The sequence below is a fragment of the Acinetobacter sp. YH12126 genome (genome assembly GCF_013418745.1).
GTDB lineage: Bacteria > Pseudomonadota > Gammaproteobacteria > Pseudomonadales > Moraxellaceae > Acinetobacter > Acinetobacter amyesii.
In genome coordinates this window covers 1-21,254 of the sequence record NZ_VPBM01000016.1, presented here as the reverse complement: position 1 = coordinate 21,254, position 21,254 = coordinate 1, and the positions used below count along the sequence as shown (strand labels likewise).

Below are 21,254 nucleotides of genomic sequence, written 5' to 3'. Positions count from 1 at the left end.
CTGAACTTTAAAAAGATTGAGGTATAGCGCAATGCAACAACTGAATCCATCCGAGATCAGTGCGCTCATTAAACAGCGTATCGGCGATCTGGACACCAGCGCGACCGCTAAGAACGAAGGGACCATTGTTATGGTTTCCGACGGTATTGTGCGCATTCACGGCCTTGCTGATGCAATGTACGGTGAAATGATCGAATTCGACGGCGGCTTATTTGGTATGGCACTGAACCTAGAACAGGATTCAGTGGGTGCCGTTGTCTTAGGTAACTACTTAAGCCTTCAAGAAGGTCAAAAAGCTCGTTGCACAGGTCGTGTATTAGAAGTTCCGGTTGGTCCAGAACTTTTAGGCCGTGTAGTAGATGCTTTGGGTAACCCAATTGATGGTAAAGGCCCTATTGACGCAAAACTTACTGATGCTGTTGAAAAAGTAGCACCAGGCGTAATTTGGCGTCAATCAGTGGATCAACCTGTACAAACTGGTTATAAATCAGTAGATACAATGATCCCTGTTGGTCGTGGTCAACGTGAGTTGATCATCGGTGACCGTCAAACTGGTAAAACAGCTATGGCGATCGATGCGATCATCGCTCAGAAAAACTCTGGCATTAAATGTATCTACGTAGCAATTGGTCAAAAACAATCGACTATCGCTAACGTTGTGCGCAAGCTAGAAGAAACTGGCGCTATGGCGTACACAACTGTTGTAGCAGCTGCTGCAGCTGATCCTGCAGCGATGCAGTATCTTGCTCCGTATGCTGGTTGTACAATGGGTGAGTACTTCCGTGACCGCGGTGAAGACGCGCTTATCATTTATGATGACTTGTCTAAACAAGCTGTTGCTTACCGTCAAATTTCATTGCTTCTACGTCGTCCACCAGGTCGTGAAGCATATCCTGGTGACGTATTCTATCTACACTCACGTTTACTTGAACGTGCTTCACGTGTATCTGCTGACTACGTTGAGAAATTCACTAACGGTGAAGTTAAAGGCCAAACTGGTTCATTAACTGCATTACCGATTATTGAAACTCAAGCCGGTGACGTATCTGCATTCGTACCTACAAACGTAATTTCGATTACTGACGGTCAGATCTTCTTAGAAACATCATTATTCAACGCAGGTATTCGTCCTGCTGTGAACGCGGGTATCTCTGTATCACGTGTTGGTGGTTCTGCTCAGACTAAGATCATCAAAAAATTGTCAGGTGGTATCCGTACCGCTCTTGCGCAATACCGTGAATTAGCTGCGTTTGCTCAGTTCGCTTCTGACCTTGACGAAGCAACTCGTAAACAGCTTGAACATGGTCAACGTGTAACTGAGCTTATGAAGCAAAAACAATATGCTCCATACTCAATTGCTGACCAAGCTGTTTCAATTTATGCATCTAACGAAGGCTATATGGCTGACGTAGAAGTGAAGAAAATCGTTGCATTTGATGCTGCGTTGATCTCTTACTTCCGTTCAGAACATGCTGCGTTAATGCAAAAAATTGACGAGACTGGTGCTTACGATAAAGAAATCGAAGCAGCAATCAAAGCAGGTATTGAAAGCTTTAAAGCGACTCAAACTTACTAAGATTCAACGATGTTGAATCTGGTTCTGGTTTGGTTCACGGATCAACCTTCGAAAGCTCGAAAGGGCTTTCGAATACTAGGTTAAGCGTATGGCAAATTTAAAAGAAATTCGCGCCAAAGTAGCTAGTATCAAAAGCACGCAGAAAATTACTCGCGCGATGCAGATGGTAGCAGCTTCTAAGATGCGTCGTGCGCAAGAGCGCATGGCTCAAGGCCGTCCGTATGCCGAAAATATGCACCGTGTAATTGCTCATTTGGTACAAGCGAACCCTGAATACAAACACCGTTATATGGTTGAACGTCCTGTAAAGCGCGTTGGCTATATCATTGTTTCTTCAGATCGCGGCCTTGCTGGTGGTTTGAACATTAACTTGTTCAAAAAAGTGGTCAAACACGTACAACAGCAACAAGAGCAGTCAATTGAAGTTCAATTTGCTTTAATTGGTCAAAAAGCGGTTTCGTTTTTTAAAAACTACGGCGGTAAAGTTCTTGGTGCAACTACAAACGTAGGTGATGCTCCGAGTCTTGAACAGTTAACTGGTTCTGTACAGGTGATGTTAGACGCGTTTGATAAAGGCGAGTTAGATCGTATTTATCTAGTGTCAAACGGCTTTGTCAACGCCATGACTCAAAACCAAAAAATCGAACAGCTTGTTCCTTTAGCAGCTGCTGAGGAAAGCGAAGGCCTAAATCGTCAATACGGTTGGGACTATATCTATGAACCAGAAGCTGAAGAGCTTCTAAATGGTTTATTGGTTCGTTACATTGAGTCTATGGTTTATCAAGGTGTGATTGAAAACATCGCATGTGAACAGTCTGCTCGTATGGTTGCAATGAAAGCTGCAACTGATAACGCGGGTGAATTGATCAAGAGCCTACAACTTATTTATAACAAGCTGCGTCAAGCCGCGATTACTCAGGAAATCTCTGAGATCGTTGGTGGTGCCGCTGCCGTTTAACATTATTAGTTTGAATTGAGGAGACAGCAATGAGTAGCGGTCGTATCATTCAGATCATCGGCGCGGTTATCGACGTCGAGTTTGAACGTAACAGCGTTCCTAAGATCTATGACGCTCTCCATGTTGATGGTACTGAAACTACATTAGAAGTTCAGCAGCAACTTGGTGATGGCGTAGTTCGTACTATTGCAATGGGTTCTACTGAAGGCCTTAAGCGTGGTCTTACTGTAACTAACACTGGCGCGCCTATCTCTGTACCTGTAGGTACTGCATGTTTAGGTCGTATCATGGACGTTCTTGGTCGCCCGATCGACGAAGCTGGTCCTGTTGGTACTGAAGCTCGTTTACCAATTCACCGTCAAGCGCCTTCTTATGCAGAACAAGCGGCTTCTACTGACCTTTTAGAAACTGGTATTAAAGTCATTGACTTACTTTGCCCGTTCGCTAAAGGTGGTAAAGTTGGTCTGTTCGGTGGTGCCGGTGTTGGTAAAACTGTAAACATGATGGAGTTGATCAACAACATCGCGAAAGCTCACTCAGGTTTATCTGTGTTTGCTGGTGTTGGTGAACGTACTCGTGAAGGTAATGACTTCTATCACGAAATGAAAGACTCAAACGTTCTAGACAAAGTAGCAATGGTCTACGGTCAGATGAATGAGCCACCAGGTAACCGTTTACGTGTAGCGTTGACTGGTTTGACTATGGCTGAGTACTTCCGTGACGAAAAAGATGAAAACGGTAAAGGCCGTGACGTTCTATTGTTCGTCGACAACATCTATCGTTATACACTAGCGGGTACTGAAGTATCAGCACTTCTAGGTCGTATGCCATCTGCAGTAGGTTACCAACCGACTCTTGCAGAAGAGATGGGTGTTCTTCAAGAACGTATTACGTCTACTAAGTCTGGTTCTATTACGTCAATCCAAGCGGTATACGTACCTGCCGATGACTTAACAGATCCATCGCCTGCGACTACCTTCGCTCACTTGGACGCGACTGTTGTATTGAGCCGTGACATCGCATCTTCTGGTATTTACCCAGCGATCGATCCACTTGACTCTACTTCACGTCAGTTAGATCCACTTGTAGTGGGTACTGAGCATTACGAAATCGCTCGTTCAGTTCAAAACGTTCTTCAACGTTACAAAGAATTGAAAGACATTATCGCAATTCTTGGTATGGACGAATTGGCAGAAGAAGACAAACTTACTGTATACCGTGCACGTAAGATCCAACGTTTCTTCTCTCAACCGTTCCACGTAGCTGAAGTGTTTACTGGTGCTCCTGGTAAACTTGTACCGCTTAAAGAAACAATTCGTGGCTTTAAAGGTCTTCTAGCTGGTGAATACGACCACATTCCAGAACAAGCGTTCTACATGGTTGGTGGTATTGACGAAGTTATTGCTAAAGCTGAGAAACTTTAATTAGTTCCCTAATTTAGGAGATTCTCATGGCGACTATGCAATGTGACGTTGTAAGTGTTAAAGAGTCTTTGTACTCTGGCGCTGTAACTATGCTAATTGCTAAAGGTGCTGGTGGTGAGTTGGGTATTATGCCTGGCCATGCGCCACTAGTAACTTTGCTCAAGCCGGGCGCAATCCGCGTTCTGCTTGAAAATGGTACAGAAGAATTAATCTATGTATCAGGTGGTGTACTTGAAGTTCAACCGCACGTTGTTACTGTACTTGCAGATACTGCAGTACGTGCTGACAACCTTGATGAAGCAGCAATTATTGAAGCTCGTAAACAAGCTGAACAATTGTTAGCAAATCAAAAGAGCGACTTGGACTCAGCTGCTGCTTTGGCTGCTCTTGCAGAAACTGCTGCTCAGTTGGAAACCATCCGCAAAATCAAAAACCGCGCTCAATAAGACGCAGTTTGAGATTGAAAGAGCCACCCGAAAGGGTGGTTTTTTTATGCCTGAATAATAAATAAATTTGACTATATTTTGATTAATTTTTAATTTTCATATGCTTAAAATATGTCAATGGAATTAATGATGTCTAATAAAATCTTTTTTACATTAGTATTATCTTTGGGATTTGTCGGGTGTGCGTCCGTACCTAAAGCAGATCAAAATGCTTCAGCACTAGTCGAATAATTTAATTCCCCAACAAGAAGTCAATGCAGGAATTTACGTATATCGCTCAGCTTCTGTGAAAGGCCCTGCCTTAAAGAAAGATGTATGGGTAGATGGGGAATGGTTAGGTGAAACCTCTCGTGGAGTATTTTTTTATAAAGAAGTAATGGGTAATCAAAAACATACAATTTCGACTGAATCAAAATTTTCACCTAACCATTTGGATATTGAAACTGCGGCAGGTAAACAATATTTTGTTCAGCAATTTATTAAAATGGGCGCATTTGTAGGTGGGGCAAATTTAAAACTGGTTGATGAGCAAACAGGAAAAAAGGCCATTAGCGAATATGCATTTGCACAAGGCGGTAATTGCAGCAAAGCCACCATCGCATTGAAATAAAGGTTCATATGTAGATAAGAAGCTACTCGAAAGGGTAGTTTTTATCCCTAAATTAGTTGAAATTGATCAATCTAAAGTTGAATATATTTTATTCAATACAATCTTTATGGTGATTAAATTCAATCAGCTAGCATTGCACCATGAACCTTATTGCCTATGAGCCGCATTTTTGGGAACTTTATCAAGACTTTGATCAATATTATTTGAGCATTGCGGTTGATCTAAGTTCTGTCGTGTCATGTTGGGATGTTGAACTCTCCCATGAAGAAGTCCAGCAATATGAACACCGTGGGCGCGTGAGTATTCAAGAACTGGCAAAATCGATGGTCGCTGCTGCTTATAAAGGTGATTTTGCTTCATTAGAAAGTCGTTTAGTGAAACCATATGAGCGTCAGGCCATGCAATCGGCTTTTAAAAAATGGAAAGATAGCCAAAAAGCAGGTTAATGGTTGTTATTCATGCATGGGTAAAATTGAAAACTCGCCGTGACTGATAATTTTTATTTTAAAAATTTGATCAAAGCCTTCATCCTGTGATGGAACTTGAAGCTTGCGATAAGTTGCACGCACGCCAACTTCTGGAATATGGGCTTTGCCTTCACGAAAACTGTTACGCTTTAAGGTACTGTCCAAATCGGTTTCAAAATAATAAGCAATAACTTCAAACCCAGCATCAACTGCACGTTGGATATAGCGAGCACGAGCTTCCCGATCTGGATTTGTATTATCAATCACCATTTTTGTTTTGGATGCCAAACCAGCTTCAAAGATCATATTTTCCCGATGTCGGGTTTTCAACATATCCAAATTAATACGTAAATGGCTATGATATAAATTCAACATGTAAAAGGTGGATTTGCCAGAGGCTTGAACGCCTGTAAAAATAATCAGCTGCATAGCATTTGCAATGAAAGCACGGAATGAATAGTAGAGTATTAAATCAGCAACCCAGTTTTGCTACAATCTCTGCAAAATAAATAAAAACAAGTTGCAAAGGTCCGTATGCACAAATTTTTCAACAGTTTATCGCTGTGTCTTTGTTATAGTTTGCTCGTTGCATGTCAAAGCCAATACGTCACGACACCCAATCTTCCCACTGAAGCTGCACTTGTCGCTGAATCGGTTGATAATGGCATCAGTACGGAGCTTAAAATCCCATATATGACCGCCTTTCGAAATCTGCGACAAGCCTATAATCACTGTGTTGCGTTTACCGCGAACAATCGCTACGTCTATACCGATAATCGTTTAGAAGAGCATTTGGAGCAGGGGACATTGATGGCACGAACTGAGAATGGGGCGTATTTGCATAAAATGTTGGTCGAAAGTTTAGATTCACAGACGACACGTATTACCTTATTTTTACCGAAGCAATATAGCTTTGCCCAAGCACGTTTTAAACAAGATGTTCAGCGCGCACTTGGACAAGATAAAAACTGTAATACTTTTGAATTTGCTCAATCCAACTAATTGAACTTTAAGACGCTTGTGAGTTTTCCTGCTCTGGGTGCTCTACACGTTTACCGCCTTCATAACTGGCAAATCGAGCCTGATCACGTTTGAAAACGGGTGCAGGTGTTGGCCAAGGCCAATCTCCAAAATGGGTTTCACGATAGCGTTTAAAAGCTGCATCGAGTTCTTCCGTGGTATTGAGCACAAATGGACCGCGCATCGCCACGGGTTCATTAATCGGTTCACCTTCTAACCACAGAATCCGTGCTTCTAATCCACCTGCTTTGAGATGGACGTTGGCATCTGATTGGAGTTCAACCAAATGCTTCATCTGAATGGTTTGACCTTCTATTTCTAATGTATTGCCTTGATAGAAATAAGCAAAACGGTTGGAGCTACTTGTTGTTGCGGGAATCACCAACTCTGCATCTGCTTGCATGGTGATTAAATAAATGTTGACCTTATTTTCTGCGGCAGCCGCCCATGAGTGTGGCGGTCGGGAAATAGCATCAGTGGATTTGAACTGCCCTGAAATCACACGGATATCCGATTTTTTTCCTTCACTATCTGTTTCAAAGACGTGAGGAATCTCTTCACGCCAAAACATTTTATAGTCAGCATCATGGGTTTTCTGTTCAGCTGATGAATTAAACCAAATTTGGAAAAGTTCAAAAGGATTGGCTTTATCTTCATGCAGTAGAGGGAACATTTCACAGTGTTCAACGCCATTGCCTGTAGACAGCCATTGCACATCACCTGCAGCATAGCGTCCGCCATTGCCTAATGAGTCAAAGTGATCGACATAGCCTTGTTCAACCAAGGTAATGGTTTCAAAGCCAGTGTGTGGATGCTCTGGGAAACCTGGAACCACATCGCCATAGTACATATTGAATTCATCTTTCTCTGCGGCTGTTTTTGGCCCCATGTCTGCATTTGCAGCAGGAAAATGATCGATATGATGAGCAGTAAATAAGAAAGGATCTTTTAAATCTAAACGAAAGGTAATGGGTGTAATGTTATAAATCACAGCGTTTGACATAACTGTTCCATCATTGGCTTTATTATTAAGCATTAATCTAAAAGGAAAAAAAGTCGTGTTCTATAGCGGAACTGTAAGAAAAAAAGCGTTAGCTCAAGGTCTAACGCTTTTTTGATTGAAAACAGATGGAATGCAATGGAAATGCTAGATTTCGCTATTTATTCAGTTTCAGTGGGTGCAGTAGATGAGCTTTTGCCTGCTTGGTCTTGGATCAACATACCTGCCAATTTCAGCATTTCCGCTTGAATATTTCCCATTTGATTTTGAATTTTCTGAAAATCAACTTTGCTTAAATCGACTTGTCCATTGAGAAAAGGTGAGGCCAATACTTGCTGATTCGCTGCCTGTAGATTGCTGCGAATATCATTAATCTCAGTGCTTTTTAGATTTAAATCATTCAAAGCTTGATTGAAACCTTTGAGCTGCTGTTGCAGCTGGGTTGCCGCTTTTTGCAATTGGAGATGATCTTGGTTGCTGACTGCGGCTTCTAAATCGACCTGCGTTTGTTTGAGTTGTTCAACATAAGTGCCGGCTTTAAGTTGCATATCCGCAACATCGCGAACGATATAAAACATATTGCCGCTTTTTAATTGGCTTTGATCTGTCGCCTGACTTTGTGTCGCAGATTGATCTTCGTTTGTTGATGTTGTTGCAGGGCGATCATTTTCTGCTGCGATTTCTTGTTCCTGTTGCGGTGCTGTGGCAGGTTCACAGCCAATCAGCACCAAAACACCACTAAAAATGGCAAAAGGGAGAAGGGCATTCTGCACAAGCTTTTTCATTCAATCATCACTATGTGTTAAGTCTATGCTTTGAATATAGGGGCAGAATGTGGATTAAAAATAGATTGTTGCAAAGCAATAACAAAATAATCGCTCGAACAAAAAAGAGGGCATTTGCCCTCTTTTGATGTTTTGGTGGGTTTAACCCGCAATGATTTTGATCATGGCGTGGCTGACAGCATTCATTAAAATGTAGTCACTATTCACTTTAATCCATTGTTGGTTTTTGCCTGGTTTAGACAATTTTTTATATTTGTTGTGGTCACCTTTGTAGCGATGACCACGGTATTCAGAAGGTACTTTTTGTCCAGAACGCCAGGTATGTGATGGATTTACCGCTTTTTTCTTGTTCTGGCTTTGGTTTTTACCCCGTGTGTATTGTTTAGTGTGTTATTGAGCTATCGTATTTTGGTTATACGCAGGTGCATGTTGTTGGCTATTTTGCGGTGCAGCCATTGCTGGAGCAGCAACAAGTGCTGTCGAAATAGATAAAACGATAGCTTTCATTAATGTATTCATAAGTTCACCTGTTTACTGCTGGATGTGAATTGATAAGACTCATGATAATGAGTATTTACAGGGAAGCTTTGAACAATGTGTATGTGAAATATTAAAATAATGAATAAATTATTTAAATTGTCATCATATGATAATTAATAGCTATTATTGTGATAATTTAAAATGATCAATCTCAGTTAAAATCATAATAATCTTAACTGAGATATTGAGATATTGAGATATTGAGATATTGAGATATTGTCGAATTATTTGGCTAATTCAGCGTTAATGGCATCGACAATACGTGCATCATCTGCCTTGATGTCAGGTGCAAATCGAGCCACAACTTCGCCTTGTTTATTCACGAGGAATTTTTCAAAATTCCATAAAACTTCAGGCTTAGGATTTGGAGTTAAACCATATTCAACTAAATCATCCCACCATGGGCCTTCACCAATGCGTTCAGGGATGGCTTGGGTTAAGGTTTGATAAAGTGGGTGTTTATCCGCGCCTGCCACAGAAATTTTTGCAAAAAGTGGGAAATCAACCTTGTAGTTGATTGAGCAAAATTCTTGAATTTCAGCTTCAGAACCAGGTTCTTGTTCTAAAAAGTTATTGGCAGGAAAACCTAAGACTTCAAAACCTTGTGATTTCTTCTCTGTATAGAGTTTTTCTAGGCCTTCATATTGCGGTGTTAGCCCACATTTAGAGGCTACATTGACCAATAATAAAACCTTGCCTTGGTATTGATTGAGTGTGGTGTCATCACCTTGAATGGTTTTTACTGGGATATCGTAAACTGAAGCTGACATATTCGTTCCTAATTGAAGTTGTGCCTTTCATCCTTGTTTTAAAGGGAAATCTGGTGAACAGCAAGCTTTTATCGATAGGCTTTTCGCATAATTTTTGTAGTAGTTTGCAGAATTCGAGCTGAGGCTTGCTTGAGTGCTTATCCCTTAAGTAGTGGCTCGGTGTTGGTTTGGGGTTTTTCCTGTATAGCGTTTAAAAAACTCAATAAAGCTTGAGCTGTGTTGATAGCCCAATTCATAGCTGAGAGCTTTAATAGACTGACCAGCGCGAAGTTGTTGAATGGCATAAATAATTTTTGCACGGTTTCGCCATTCAGAAAGGCTCATTTGCAGTTCGTTCTGACTCAGCCGCAGTAACTGACGCTCACTCAAACCGACATTGGATAAGCATCGCTGTAGGCTCAAACTAAAATGATCTACATCTGCAAGCTGCGCCAAGATCGGCTTTAACACCGCATCATGGCTTTGCGGTAAATAATGTTGATGTTTGGGTGCAGTTTTTAACTGGTCGAATAAGACCTGTAGTAGGTGTCGATAGGGTGGTGTGGTATGTTGTTCTGTAGGAAAGGCTAAAATTTCTTGCACCAACAAACGAAAAAAAGGCTGGATGCTAAATACTTCCGTCTGCTTGGGAAAATCTATGCAGAGATCTGGTGCCAGTCGGATTGCCACATAATGAATAGGTTGCTCATCAATCGCGACTGAGCAATGTTCTGTATGTGGAGGAATCCACACCCCATAACTAGCAGGTGAGAGATGGTGTTGCCCTTGTATCTCATATTCGAAAATACCATCGAGACAAAAATTAAAATCACCCCAAAGACAACTGTGCGGGTAGACCGTATCTAATGTTGTGTAGTGTGCTTCAAAAAGTTCGATCTGTTGTTCAATTGGTGGTGATGTCATATAAGCCTAAGAGTCAATGTCGGAACTACAATATAAATGTCTGAAATCATGTATTTCAATTAAAACAGACATCACTCAAAATACCTAAACCAATCTTTGCACAATATATTGAGGATTCAGACATGTTGCTTCAAGCGCGTTGGGCGAAATTTGCAATTTGTTTGCCTCTGATCGCGGTATTTATATGGTCCTTGAATATTACCGTCACCCGCTATGTGACTGATTATATTTCACCGGTCAGTATTAGTTTTTATCGATGGTTTATTGCATTTTTGATATTAACCCCCTTTATGCTGAAAACCGTTTGGCAGCAAAGACAGCTGATCAAGCAGCATTGGCAGCAATTGGCTGTGCTGAGTGCTTTTGGCATGGTGTTATATCAAGGTTTGGGCTATACCGCTGCGCATTATACGACGGCGACCAATATGGGCATCATCAATGCCTTTATCCCTGTTTTTACGATTGCCGTTGCATTTTTCATACTTAAAGATGTACCTAATCGCTATGCCATCTTGGGCTGTGCGATTTCATTTACGGGGCTATTGTTTGTCATTGTGCAAGGAGATTTCAGTCAATTACTGAATATGGGCGGACATTTCGGCGACATCCTCATGATCTTCGCAGTGTTCTTTTATGCCTTTTATGGGGTGTTTTTAAAAAAATGGCAACTGAAACTTCCGCTATTGTTGAGCTTATATGCACAAATTTTCTTTGCCGTTTTATATCACTTGCCATTCGTGTTGTATTTAGGCATAGACGCGATTAATCCTGAGAATGCGCCAAGTGTATTTTATGCGGCAATTTTTCCATCATTGATTGCACCGTTGGTATGGATGTTGGCTGTGCAACATCTCGGGCCGAATCGCACCAGTATTTTTATGAATTTGATGCCGGTATTTACCGCGATCATTGCTTATTTCTGGTTGGCTGAGCAGTGGATGATTTATCATACTGTTGGCACAGTGATGGCGATTACTGGGGTGATCTTGGCGCAGCGTAAGTAAATCTAGTAAAAAAAGTTGAAAATTTACGAGAAGTGCTGATTAAAAAAACAAGCAAACAAACTTATTTTTTATAGAGCAAATCTTTTGAAAATGGATTTTTGAGTGTAAAACTGAATTAAAAAAACAAATTCTCGTCTTAAAAATCAATCAAAAATAGATACATATTTTGACTAAGTAGTTATAAAATCAGAAATAAAGTGCTTATCAGTAGTTTTATTTATATAAAAAATATATTTGTTAAATTTAAAAAAATATTACATAATACTTTCATCGTAAATGAGGAAGTAATTCTTAATAATTACTTGATATTTACCCAGAGATTGCAAGACCCTCTGGATGTGATTTTATACACATCCTTTTTTATGCTCAGTCATCCCTATATGGCTGAGCTTTTTTTTTCCTATATTTTCCCGAAATGCAGGTGTAGACAGGCATCCGAGCTTATGCGCGGATGATTTCACCTGTTTCAGCATCAATAATTTTGCTTGGTTCTTGGCTTAGGCCGAGATCACCATTTAAGTAATTTAGTTCATTGGCAAAATACTGATTGGCTTCTTGTAAGGACCGTGCAGGGGTTAATCCCGCAGGATTGGCACTAGTAGACACAATAAAGCCATTAAAAGCTTGGCATAAAGCTACACACAAAGAATGGGTAGTCACACGGACTGCGACTTTTGGATGATTGCCTTTAATCCATGTTGGAATATGGTCGCCAGCCGGTAATAACCATGTAGTTGCACGTTCATTGGGTTTACGGTTGGTCCATGTCGCAATGACTTGCTGACGCATATCTTCTGTTAAGCCTTGGAGCAGGTGTTCAACTTGAGCGACATTGGCCGCCAACAAAATCACACCTTTTTCAATGGGACGTTGTTTTAAGCGCAAAATTTCGAGAAAGGCTTGCTCATTGTAGGGATCACAGCCCAATCCCCAAACAGCCTCTGTAGGATATGCGAGAACCTGACCTTTTTTAAGACAGGAAGCTGCTTCTGCAACAGAGGTGGTAATCATTTCTATAGACCTTATCTGATTCGACAAAGGACTATTGTGAACCTAATTTACCCATTCGACAACGTAAGTAGTGTCCGGCTTGTTGTGCGGCATAGCCCATTAACTCTAATTCCATCAGTTGACTGGTCAATGTCGCGGTATCAATTTTGAGTTGAATGGACAATTGATCAAGGCCTTGGCCGACCCAATCGAGTTGCCGATACAGCGCAATTAAATGTTCTGGGATAGGTTCGGGTGGCGGGGTGTCCGGTATTGCTGTTTCGGGTGTCGCTATTTCGGTGGTTGTTAAGGTTTTGGCAGCCTGCGATTGCCATTGTGTAGCCAATGCCAAGTCTTCAATGACCTGTTGTGGATGATCAATCAAAATTGCACCTTCGCGTATGAGTTGATGGCAACCTTGATGTGACTCACTATAAATATGCCCTGGAATGGCAAAAATAGATTTGCCTTGTTCGGCAGCGCGTTGAGCTGTGATAAGTGAACCACTTTTTAATGCCGCCTCCGCCACGATGACACCAAGGCTGAGCCCACTGACGATACGATTTCGATGTGGAAAATGGTGTTGCAGGGGTGGAGTGTGTGGAAGAAACTCACTGATTACGGTCCCACCATGTTGGATGATCTCTTGTCTTAAACTCTGATGTGCGGTCGGATAAGTTTGATCTAAACCTGTACCCATCACGGCAATGGTTCTGTGGTGTTGTATGGCAGCGCGATGTGCCGCTTCATCAATTCCTTGTGCTAAACCGCTATTGATATAGAACCCTTGCTCACTCAGATAATAAGCAAAATCATAGGCAATTTGTCGACCTTGGGGACTGGGTTTGCGGCTACCAACAATCGCAATTTGGGGTTGCATCAAGGCTTGGGCATTACCTTGCCCAAATAGAATCGGCGGCTTGTCGCTATAAGGTAAAAGTTGTTGTGGATAGTTTAGGTCTTCAGGAATCAGTACAAAGTCACTGTATTGTTCAATATCCTTAAGACATTTTTCAAAGCTAAGCTGTCCACTTGGGCTGTGAAATTCCTCAAAGCGCTTTAAATGATTTTTATGCAGTCCTAATTTTTGCCATGTGGTGATTTGATTAGGCTTAAGGGCGTAGTGTAGGGCAGGATAGTGCTGCTTAATTTTATAGAAACTACGAAGTGAGTGTTGCACCACAAACCACAGGCGAATGTAATCTAAATGCAAGTCAGTCAATGAGTTGAGCATAATGAGACCTTTGAATATGTCTTCTTTTTATGGGTTAAAATTATTAGTGGTATCGTTGTTGGATAATAAAAATGAGGCTGTATACAGCCTCATTTTTATGGATTTGGTCTTAGTCATCCATCAATGGTGGCTGAATCGTTGCACCCACTTTGATTGGTAATTCGCTTTCAAGTACATAAGCATAGCTTAGGTTATCAAACGTTTTGAATACCATAATGTTACCAATACGTTGTCCTGGAAGTTGAACACGTTCTTTGGTTTTTGGATCAGTCACGATTTCACCTTTTTGGTTCACGCTAAAGACTTGACCAGATTGAACGCCTTGCAAGCTACCACGGTCGATCGTCACAACACTGTGAACCGCTGCAGTACCAATCGAGCCCATAACACGAACTACACTACCGCCAGCAGTGACATTTTCTGCATTGGTTGGATAGAACAGTGTTGGCAGCATTGGGTCATATTCAGGAAAAACACGATCGCCACGACGAACTTCAGCATTATAAGTATCGGTTAGTTCTAAAGTGGTAATGTCATTTTCACCACGAACAGCAACACCTGAAGCGACTTGAGTCAGTTCTAAACCTGCGTTGTATTTTTTGCCGTTTGCATCGGTAAAGATGTACGGTTCGCCTTCACGGTAAACAGCATATCGTTGACCGACTTGCATGCCTTGACCGCGTGCATAAACTGTTTGGCCTTTGGCTGCCAATACACGTTGATCAGCTGTACCTAAAATGTAAGGTGTGCCTTCAACAGAATCAGCGGCAACAATCATGCTACGCTCAAGCCATTGCTTAATATATTCTAATGGGATAACCGGAATCGCACTGTTGAGGGACTCAACACGAACTTGTGGTTGAAGTTTAGTGCCACCTGTATAGCGACGAATGATACCTTCACAACCATCACCTTCATCTTTACCGATGATTGGGCGGCCATTGTAGGTACACATTAATAGGCGGTCACCTGGGAAAATCCAGTGCGGATTTTTCACGTGTTTATTGCTCGCCCAGATTTCAGGCCAGCGCACAGGATTTTTTAAGAAACGCTTGGAAATATCCCACAACGTATCGCCTTTTTTCACCACATAAACTTGAGGCGCACCTGCCTTCAATGAGGGTGGATTGACGTTACGAGCAGGGGCAGCTTCTGCAACACTGACCATTCCCATCCCCACACTTACACAGACTGTAAGTGCCAATAATTGTTTTTTAAACCCCAAGGCACTAAAAGTTGGCATGCCCTTCAAAACCTTTTTCATTATCATAATTCCTAAAATTATGTATGTAACTGCGTTATAATAACGATATTACACACAATTTTTTGATGAAGCATTCCTTCATTTTGTTTTTTGATCAATGGCATAAGTGAGGACGTCGTATGGCCTTATTACCTATTTTAAGTTTCCCCGATCCCCGTCTTCGTACCATTGCAAAACCAGTCGAAGAAGTTACTGATGAAATTCGTCAGTTAGCAGCCGACATGTTTGAAACTATGTATGAAGCACCGGGAATTGGCCTGGCAGCAACACAGGTAGATCACCATATTCAGCTGATAGTCATGGATTTATCTGAAGAAAAAGATCAACCCATGGTGTTTATTAACCCCAAAATTACGCCATTGACGCAAGAGACGCAGCCCTATGAAGAAGGCTGTTTATCAGTGCCTCAAATATACGATAAAGTTGAGCGCCCGTCACGTGTAAAAATTCAGGCAATTAACCTTGAAGGTCAATCATTTGAAGTGGAAGCGGACGGACTTCTCGCAGTTTGTATCCAACATGAAATGGATCACTTAAATGGTAAGTTATTCGTCGACTATCTATCGCCTTTGAAACGTCAACGTGCACGTGACAAAGTGGAAAAATTGGTTCGCCAACGTCAAAAAGATAAAGTCGCAGTTAAACGTTAATTGATCGCAGTTAAAAATACCTGAGACAAGCCCAATTTCGATTGGGCTTTGTTATACTTGGGTCAGACAAATGTTAGGGTTTGCCTGTATTGTTTCGTAGTGGAGTGCTGCTGTCCTTTGCAGCGGTTTTTTTGCAGATTGCTGTTTTTTTACAGCCATTGTTGCCCAAGCAATATCAAGTTGCTCCGGTCTGCGAAACCATTACGCGTGCACTTTTACTTCCCAATGTTCATGCTGAACATACCGCACATTCACACCATTCATCTTCCGCTCACGCTGAGAAAGTTCAAGTCGATCATACTGCCCATGAACATGATACCAGTCATCAATGTCAGTATTGTACGGTCTATGGCAATTTGGTTTTGCCCCCTGAACTTGATGTGAAAGAAGTACTTGATCGAATTCAAGTTCGTTTAATTGCTTTTCAAAAAGCTTTCAAGCATGTCTGGTTTGTTCTTCAACAACTTTTTTTACTTCCGCAAGGTCGAGCCCCGCCACTCGCTGCATAAATCCGACGTTTTTTAACTTGGGTCTTTGAGGACTCAGGTACGCCTTTATTTATGTATTTTGTGAGATAAACATGGCTCAGCCTAAATTTTTTCTACAGCCTCTTGCGGCTGCAATTTGTGTTGCCTGCTATTCAACTACGGTGATGGCAGATGAGATGTCCGTAGAGATGACGGAAACCAATGCCGTACAGACTTTGGCACCGATTGTGGTGACATCACATCAGGGTAATGATGCCAATGGCCTGATTGTTCGTGCCAACCCCAAACAGCCGATTCAACCGATACCTGCCAGTGATGGGGCTGATTATTTAAAAAGCATTGTGGGGTTTAGTGCCATTAAAAATGGGGGAACCAATGCAGATCCAACCTTCCGTGGCATGTTTGGTTCACGCATTAAAATTTTGACTGATGGTACTGAAAATTTAGGGGCTTGTCCGAGTCGTATGGATGCACCATCTTCTTATATTTCCCCTGAAAGTTATGACCGAATTTCAGTAATTAAAGGACCTCAAACGGTTCAATATGCCAATACAGGTTCTGCTGCAACAGTCTTGTTTGAACGCAAACAGGAACAGTTCGATGCTGATAAAAACTACCGTGGTCAAGCCAGTGTGATGATCGGCTCTTATGGTCGTTTAGATCATAATGTCGAAGCGGCCGTGGGGGATGAGCATAAATATGTCCGTTTAAATGCTAGCCGTTCTGTTGCAGACAGCTACCAAGATGGAGATGGTAATACTGTACCGTCAGACTGGGAGCGTTGGAATACAGATTTGGCACTCGGTTGGACGCCAAACGAAGATACATGGGTAGAACTTACTGGAGGTAAAGCCGATGGTGAGGCGGTGTACGCGGGCCGAATGATGGATGGTTCACAATTTGCCCGCGAAAGCTTGGGGCTTCGAGTCGAGAAAAAGAATGTCACTGAGGTGATTAAGAAAATTGAAGCACAAGTGAACTATAGTTTTAATGATCATGTCATGGATAACTATAGTTTACGTCCTGAACCAATGATGAAAATGGCGACTAATGTTGCTCGTAAAACATTAAACGCTCGTATGGCCGTAACCCATGAATGGGATAGTCTTCAATTTATTACGGGTATCGACAGCCAAAATAACCAACATAGTATTCGTAAAACAGATTCAAAAAATCATATTGTTTATCAAGACCAGCCACGTATGACAGACATGAAATATCAGTCTTATGGTGGTTTTGGTGAATTAACCTATCATTTTGATGATCAAAACAGTTTGGTTTCAGGTGTTCGGTTTGATCAAGTCGATGTGAAAGATGAACGACAAGATTCAATTGATCAAGGTTATAACCGTAAATTGGATAAAACCTTAACAAGTGGCTTTATCCGTTTTGAAAATACACATCCTGAACATGATGATGGTAAAACCTATATTGGTTTAGGCTATGTAGAACGTATGCCAGATTATTGGGAATTATTTAGCCCAAAATCAGGAAATGGTGATATCAATACATTCAATCATATTGATACGGAAAAAACGCTTCAGTTAGATATGGGCTATCAACATCAACATGGTGCTTTGAATTCTTGGGTGTCGGCTTATGCTGGTTTGGTGAATGATTATATTTTAACGAGTTATAAGCCTGGAACAGGAATGATAGGAGGTATGGAAGCGCATAGTCGAAATATCGATGCAACCATTGCAGGTGCAGAAGCTGGGATTGGCTATCAATTTACAGATGCGATCCAAGCAGATGTCAGCGCAATGTATGCGTGGGGGGAAAACACCACGGATAATACGCCATTACCACAAATCTCACCTTTAGAAGCTCGGGTAAATTTACGTTACATTCAGGATAATTATACTTTGGGTGCGTTATGGCGTGTTGTTGATGGTCAAAATCGGATTAGTCCAAACCAAGGTAATATTGTGGGATACGATCTACAGAAAAGTGCAGGCTTCGGTACGCTTTCTTTAAATGGTACTTATCATATTGATGAGGGTGTAGATGTATCTGTGGGTGTAGATAATCTCTTGAATAAAACCTACACCGAACATTTAAATAAGTTGGGGGATGCCGGTACAGGCTTAGCGGCAGATGAACAGTTCAATAATATTGGCCGAAATTATTGGGCACGTATTTCGATGAAATTCTAAGTTCTGATATTTGTCATCCAAAAAGCAGAGCGATCGCTCTGCTTTTTTTTATTGGTGCATACTCGCCAGTTGTTTGGCCTTACTTTGATACAGTGCTAAACCGAGTTTTTGAATCGCACGGCCTTTTTGCTGTAATTTTTGATTTAAACTTGGGAGATGCTTAGCACCTGAATACAGGACAAGATTTCTAGCCAATAAATAATAAGCAAACCATGCGGCAGACTGGGGTTTGAGCCCTAATTTATGCATGCGTTTTTTGCCAATAAAAAATTGTGTCAGCTCCAGATGTTGTCGATAAGCCAGTTTTTGCTGAAGTGGTCGAAGGTATTTGTACTGTCGTTCAAAAGGTTCTTTAGATAAACTTGCCCCAAGCGCTACGCTACTTGCATCTGATTTTGGGTGGACAAATTGCATCCAATATAAAAGCTTCCAACCGTCAGATTCTTTTTCAATTAACCATTTTTCATCAATACCCATTAACCAACCCACATAACGCCAAAAATGTAAAAAGCTTTCAGTTTCTTGTTTTGATGGAAAAATTCCTAAAGCGCGAATGCCCAAAAGTACTATACTGCTAAAGGCAAGATTGGTCATCGCCAAGTCAAATTGATTCATCGGCACCCCCCACGTTGCAAAATCCCAGTCTTTGCCTTTTTGGAGTTGATGGCGTACCAAAGCGTGAATAAAACGCACATAAATCGTCGATGTAAACCCCGCATACAAACGTTTGAGTCCGCGTTCTTCAGTGATATCTACCCACCATTTGGTAGTTTCAGCCAGACGTGTACCGGCTTGTTTATTTAAAGCACCGGTCAGCATGAGCGGCTGATTGAAACCGGGGAAAAGATAACCGACCATCATTTTGATTAATGATCAGCAATATGCCCCCACAACAATGAATACAAGAAACTTGTGGCCTATGTGCCAGATAAAAGCCCTATTTATGATTTTTTACAAGGGCAGGAGTTTCTGAATTTAATGTGTGATATTCGAGGGATAGCGCATGAGCAGTATCAAATCTTCATTGAAAAATTTAAATTAGAACACTATTTAGCCACGCCTTTTGCTGACATGTCTTTTGCACAACCAAAAAGTTTTTATTGGTTGCAGCCTTAATGACTTCGGCACCTTTACTGATTTTGGATGAACCGAGCAATGGCTTAGATCAAAATGCCTTGGCTGAATTAACAAGTATACTTTTACAGCAGAGCCAATCGAAATTGATTCTATTGTCTTGCCATGATCCAGTATTTAGAGACAGTCTTGTAGCAAAAATCATCGAGCTAGATCGGCTAAAGTCCAATGAGCAGGCGGCATGAATAAACAAAGACATGTTGGGCAGCGAACAATCATAAAAACGCTTTTGAAATATCGATGGACATTTTATGTCAAGACCACAGCAGACGCAGTTGCACGGCAAAAGCATTTACTTATTTTAATCACATTAATTCTCGGGCCAATGCTATTCGGACTGCTCTTATCTTTAGTGCAGCCCATTATTGATTTGGTTTATTGCAAATCATTAATCACGAATTTGTTTCTTTGGACTGGCTTTCTTGCCTTAAATGTATTTTGGTGTGCGATACAGCGTAAAGCTTTAAGTGGTGGGGAAAGGTATGGCTATCTAGCGCTATTGCCCATCACACTCAAAAGTCGATTTGCAGTGGAAATCAAATTTTTAGGCAGTTTAAGCTTCTTGCTGATACTGCCATTTGTTTTAGCGCTTCTATATGTTTGGGTAGAGTATGAATTTTTGCCTTCCATTGGTATGAGTGTATTGATGCTTCTTTGGATCTTTAATTTATTAATCATACAAATGCTGTTTTTACAACAGAATCAATATTTCGGTTTAGTCTGTCTTTTGACATATTTGCCCATTTTGAGCCTAGCGATATTGGACGCTCAACTCGTTGCGGTACTGTTGTCTACTTTCATCTGTATAGCGGCAATAAAATTTTGGCTGCTCAGCAGAAAATTAAAACCAATAAAGCTGCAAGTACCTAGCTTATTTCTGATACAGAAATATAGCCCACTCTGGCTCAACCAAAATAAACTCATTATTCGTCAGGCATTTCATAAAAGATTTCTAACCCACCGTATTGTCAGTATCGGTATTTCGGTTACTGCGGTCGTGATTTTGTATTGGTTCGCCACACAGGTGGATACTTGGAACATCATGAGCCTTGATTTCACTGCTTCACAATTATTCCAATTAATGTGTGCCATCTATATTGCACTGAGTTTATTCAATCTAGGCGTGATCAAAATGGACTTAAAATCAAATTTTGAATCTGCAGAACGCTTCTGGATCATTCAAGGGTTCACACTTTGGCAGCTCAGGAAATACGAATACTGTGTTTTATTGATAATTGGCTTGGTGATGAGTGTGCCAGTATTGCTGTGGCTACTGCTGAAAGGTGGATTCATTGATGTGCTATTAATGGCGACATTATTTGGTATCGTCATTCCATTTATTCAGTGGTTGTATAGAAAGCCTGAAGAAGTGCACGGTGTTATGCCAGTTTTAATGTTTATCTTATGGGTGCCTGTGGCGTATTGCATGCTTTCTGTACGCTAAAAGCACTTTTTTAAGTAAAAAACACTGATTTAGTAGAATAAATAAACAAACGTAATGAAAAATTAAAAATAAATGGAAAAGGGTGTTGCAACGGATGTGAAATGCTGTAGAATGCACATCCATCGGCGGTGATGAAGATTAAAACTTCTGATAAAACAATGACTTGGTTGAATTGATTAAGTTTGGTTTTATTTGATAAGTTTAAAAATAATTTGAATTACTTGTTGACTCTTTAGAAATAAAGAGTAATATAGCCGACCTAGATTGCTGGTGACGAACCAACAAGAAGATCATTAAGAGATTATGAAGAACAACTTGTGTGGATTTTTACTGATTGATTGATCGAAATTATTTTCATTGATTGATGGTAGAAATTACTCGAAGTTTATTT

21 protein-coding genes and 3 pseudogenes are annotated in these 21,254 nt (G+C 41.0%); 14 read left to right on the top strand and 10 right to left on the bottom strand.

All coding sequences use genetic code 11. The annotated features are described in order from the left end of the window. Nucleotides 1-31 precede the first annotated feature (31 nt). From atpA to FTU62_RS11875, 6 genes and pseudogenes are all read left to right on the top strand, one after another. Nucleotides 32-1,576 (top strand): F0F1 ATP synthase subunit alpha, encoded by a 1,545-nt coding sequence (gene atpA / locus FTU62_RS11900; protein ID WP_078194023.1) that lies wholly within the window; start codon nt 32-34, stop codon nt 1,574-1,576. Nucleotides 1,577-1,664: 88 nt separating this feature from the next. Beyond that, complete coding sequence (atpG, locus tag FTU62_RS11895; RefSeq protein WP_078191474.1) at nt 1,665-2,534, top strand: F0F1 ATP synthase subunit gamma; 870 nt, start codon at nt 1,665-1,667, stop codon at nt 2,532-2,534. A 29-nt stretch (nt 2,535-2,563) separates the two neighbouring features. Further along, entirely contained in the window at nt 2,564-3,958 is a 1,395-nt protein-coding gene (gene atpD, locus FTU62_RS11890; RefSeq protein WP_078191473.1) for a F0F1 ATP synthase subunit beta, read from the top strand. Nucleotides 3,959-3,984: 26 nt separating this feature from the next. Continuing rightward, nucleotides 3,985-4,404 (top strand): F0F1 ATP synthase subunit epsilon, encoded by a 420-nt coding sequence (locus tag FTU62_RS11885; protein WP_078194022.1) that lies wholly within the window; start codon nt 3,985-3,987, stop codon nt 4,402-4,404. 129 nt (nt 4,405-4,533) lie between these two features. After that, nucleotides 4,534-5,014 (top strand): annotated as a pseudogene (locus FTU62_RS11880) (DUF2846 domain-containing protein). Nucleotides 5,015-5,154: 140 nt separating this feature from the next. Then, nucleotides 5,155-5,460, top strand: coding sequence for a hypothetical protein (locus FTU62_RS11875; protein ID WP_111885882.1), 306 nt, complete (start codon nt 5,155-5,157; stop codon nt 5,458-5,460). A 6-nt stretch (nt 5,461-5,466) separates the two neighbouring features. Here the strand turns inward: FTU62_RS11875 and FTU62_RS11870 are convergent, their stop codons facing one another. Continuing rightward, nucleotides 5,467-5,910 carry an AAA family ATPase gene (locus FTU62_RS11870; protein WP_168378802.1) on the bottom strand — a complete coding sequence of 148 codons (444 nt, stop codon included), beginning with the start codon at nt 5,908-5,910 and terminating at the stop codon, nt 5,467-5,469. Between the two features lie 105 nt (nt 5,911-6,015). On the opposite strand from FTU62_RS11870, the gene FTU62_RS11865 reads away from it, so the two are divergent. Next, on the top strand, nt 6,016-6,483 hold the full coding sequence (locus tag FTU62_RS11865) for a hypothetical protein (RefSeq protein ID WP_180102770.1): 468 nt from the start codon (nt 6,016-6,018) through the stop codon (nt 6,481-6,483). A 7-nt stretch (nt 6,484-6,490) separates the two neighbouring features. On the opposite strand, the gene FTU62_RS11860 is transcribed toward FTU62_RS11865, so the two are convergent. From FTU62_RS11860 to FTU62_RS11840, 5 genes and pseudogenes are all read right to left on the bottom strand, one after another. Continuing rightward, entirely contained in the window at nt 6,491-7,504 is a 1,014-nt protein-coding gene (locus FTU62_RS11860; RefSeq protein ID WP_180102768.1) for a pirin family protein, read from the bottom strand. Between the two features lie 158 nt (nt 7,505-7,662). After that, nucleotides 7,663-8,286: a hypothetical protein gene (locus tag FTU62_RS11855; protein WP_180102767.1), complete on the bottom strand. Its 624-nt coding sequence runs from the start codon at nt 8,284-8,286 to the stop codon at nt 7,663-7,665. Between the two features lie 141 nt (nt 8,287-8,427). After that, nucleotides 8,428-8,805, bottom strand: a pseudogene (locus tag FTU62_RS17640) (RcnB family protein). Nucleotides 8,806-9,050: 245 nt separating this feature from the next. Then, nucleotides 9,051-9,596 (bottom strand): glutathione peroxidase, encoded by a 546-nt coding sequence (locus tag FTU62_RS11845; RefSeq protein ID WP_111885877.1) that lies wholly within the window; start codon nt 9,594-9,596, stop codon nt 9,051-9,053. A 144-nt stretch (nt 9,597-9,740) separates the two neighbouring features. Beyond that, nucleotides 9,741-10,499, bottom strand: coding sequence for a helix-turn-helix transcriptional regulator (locus FTU62_RS11840; RefSeq protein WP_180102766.1), 759 nt, complete (start codon nt 10,497-10,499; stop codon nt 9,741-9,743). A 122-nt stretch (nt 10,500-10,621) separates the two neighbouring features. Here FTU62_RS11840 and FTU62_RS11835 point away from each other — a divergent pair, with 122 nt between their 5' ends. Continuing rightward, nucleotides 10,622-11,503 carry a DMT family transporter gene (locus tag FTU62_RS11835; protein ID WP_180102765.1) on the top strand — a complete coding sequence of 294 codons (882 nt, stop codon included), beginning with the start codon at nt 10,622-10,624 and terminating at the stop codon, nt 11,501-11,503. A gap of 441 nt (nt 11,504-11,944) precedes the next feature. Here the strand turns inward: FTU62_RS11835 and FTU62_RS11830 are convergent, their stop codons facing one another. From FTU62_RS11830 to FTU62_RS11820, 3 genes are all read right to left on the bottom strand, one after another. Further along, nucleotides 11,945-12,514 (bottom strand): L-threonylcarbamoyladenylate synthase, encoded by a 570-nt coding sequence (locus tag FTU62_RS11830; protein ID WP_111885874.1) that lies wholly within the window; start codon nt 12,512-12,514, stop codon nt 11,945-11,947. A 31-nt stretch (nt 12,515-12,545) separates the two neighbouring features. Beyond that, nucleotides 12,546-13,727, bottom strand: coding sequence for a DNA-processing protein DprA (gene dprA / locus FTU62_RS11825; RefSeq protein WP_180102764.1), 1,182 nt, complete (start codon nt 13,725-13,727; stop codon nt 12,546-12,548). A 109-nt stretch (nt 13,728-13,836) separates the two neighbouring features. Beyond that, complete coding sequence (locus FTU62_RS11820; RefSeq protein WP_180102763.1) at nt 13,837-14,991, bottom strand: LysM peptidoglycan-binding domain-containing protein; 1,155 nt, start codon at nt 14,989-14,991, stop codon at nt 13,837-13,839. Nucleotides 14,992-15,110: 119 nt separating this feature from the next. Here FTU62_RS11820 and def point away from each other — a divergent pair, with 119 nt between their 5' ends. From def to FTU62_RS11805, 3 genes are all read left to right on the top strand, one after another. Further along, a complete protein-coding gene (gene def / locus FTU62_RS11815; RefSeq protein WP_078191459.1) occupies nt 15,111-15,641 on the top strand; it encodes a peptide deformylase in 531 nt (176 codons plus the stop codon). An 89-nt stretch (nt 15,642-15,730) separates the two neighbouring features. After that, nucleotides 15,731-16,150 carry a DUF2946 family protein gene (locus FTU62_RS11810; RefSeq protein WP_180063357.1) on the top strand — a complete coding sequence of 140 codons (420 nt, stop codon included), beginning with the start codon at nt 15,731-15,733 and terminating at the stop codon, nt 16,148-16,150. 71 nt (nt 16,151-16,221) lie between these two features. Then, a complete protein-coding gene (locus FTU62_RS11805; protein WP_180102762.1) occupies nt 16,222-18,285 on the top strand; it encodes a TonB-dependent copper receptor in 2,064 nt (687 codons plus the stop codon). Nucleotides 18,286-18,333: 48 nt separating this feature from the next. Here the strand turns inward: FTU62_RS11805 and FTU62_RS11800 are convergent. After that, nucleotides 18,334-19,152 (bottom strand): annotated as a pseudogene (locus FTU62_RS11800) (oxygenase MpaB family protein); the annotation flags it as partial. A 54-nt stretch (nt 19,153-19,206) separates the two neighbouring features. On the opposite strand from FTU62_RS11800, the gene FTU62_RS11795 reads away from it, so the two are divergent. Genes FTU62_RS11795 through FTU62_RS11785 form a run of 3 tightly spaced genes read left to right on the top strand, consistent with a single transcriptional unit; the run spans nt 19,207 to nt 20,863 of the window. Then, the gene (locus FTU62_RS11795) at nt 19,207-19,401 is read left to right on the top strand and encodes a hypothetical protein (RefSeq protein WP_180102761.1); all 195 of its coding nucleotides are present in this window, start codon (nt 19,207-19,209) and stop codon (nt 19,399-19,401) included. Continuing rightward, on the top strand, nt 19,401-19,604 hold the full coding sequence (locus FTU62_RS11790; RefSeq protein ID WP_180102760.1) for a hypothetical protein: 204 nt from the start codon (nt 19,401-19,403) through the stop codon (nt 19,602-19,604). The genes FTU62_RS11795 and FTU62_RS11790 overlap by 1 nt, the downstream gene beginning before the upstream one ends. Further along, a complete protein-coding gene (locus FTU62_RS11785) occupies nt 19,601-20,863 on the top strand; it encodes a hypothetical protein (protein ID WP_180102759.1) in 1,263 nt (420 codons plus the stop codon). The genes FTU62_RS11790 and FTU62_RS11785 overlap by 4 nt, the downstream gene beginning before the upstream one ends. Nucleotides 20,864-21,254 lie beyond the last annotated feature (391 nt).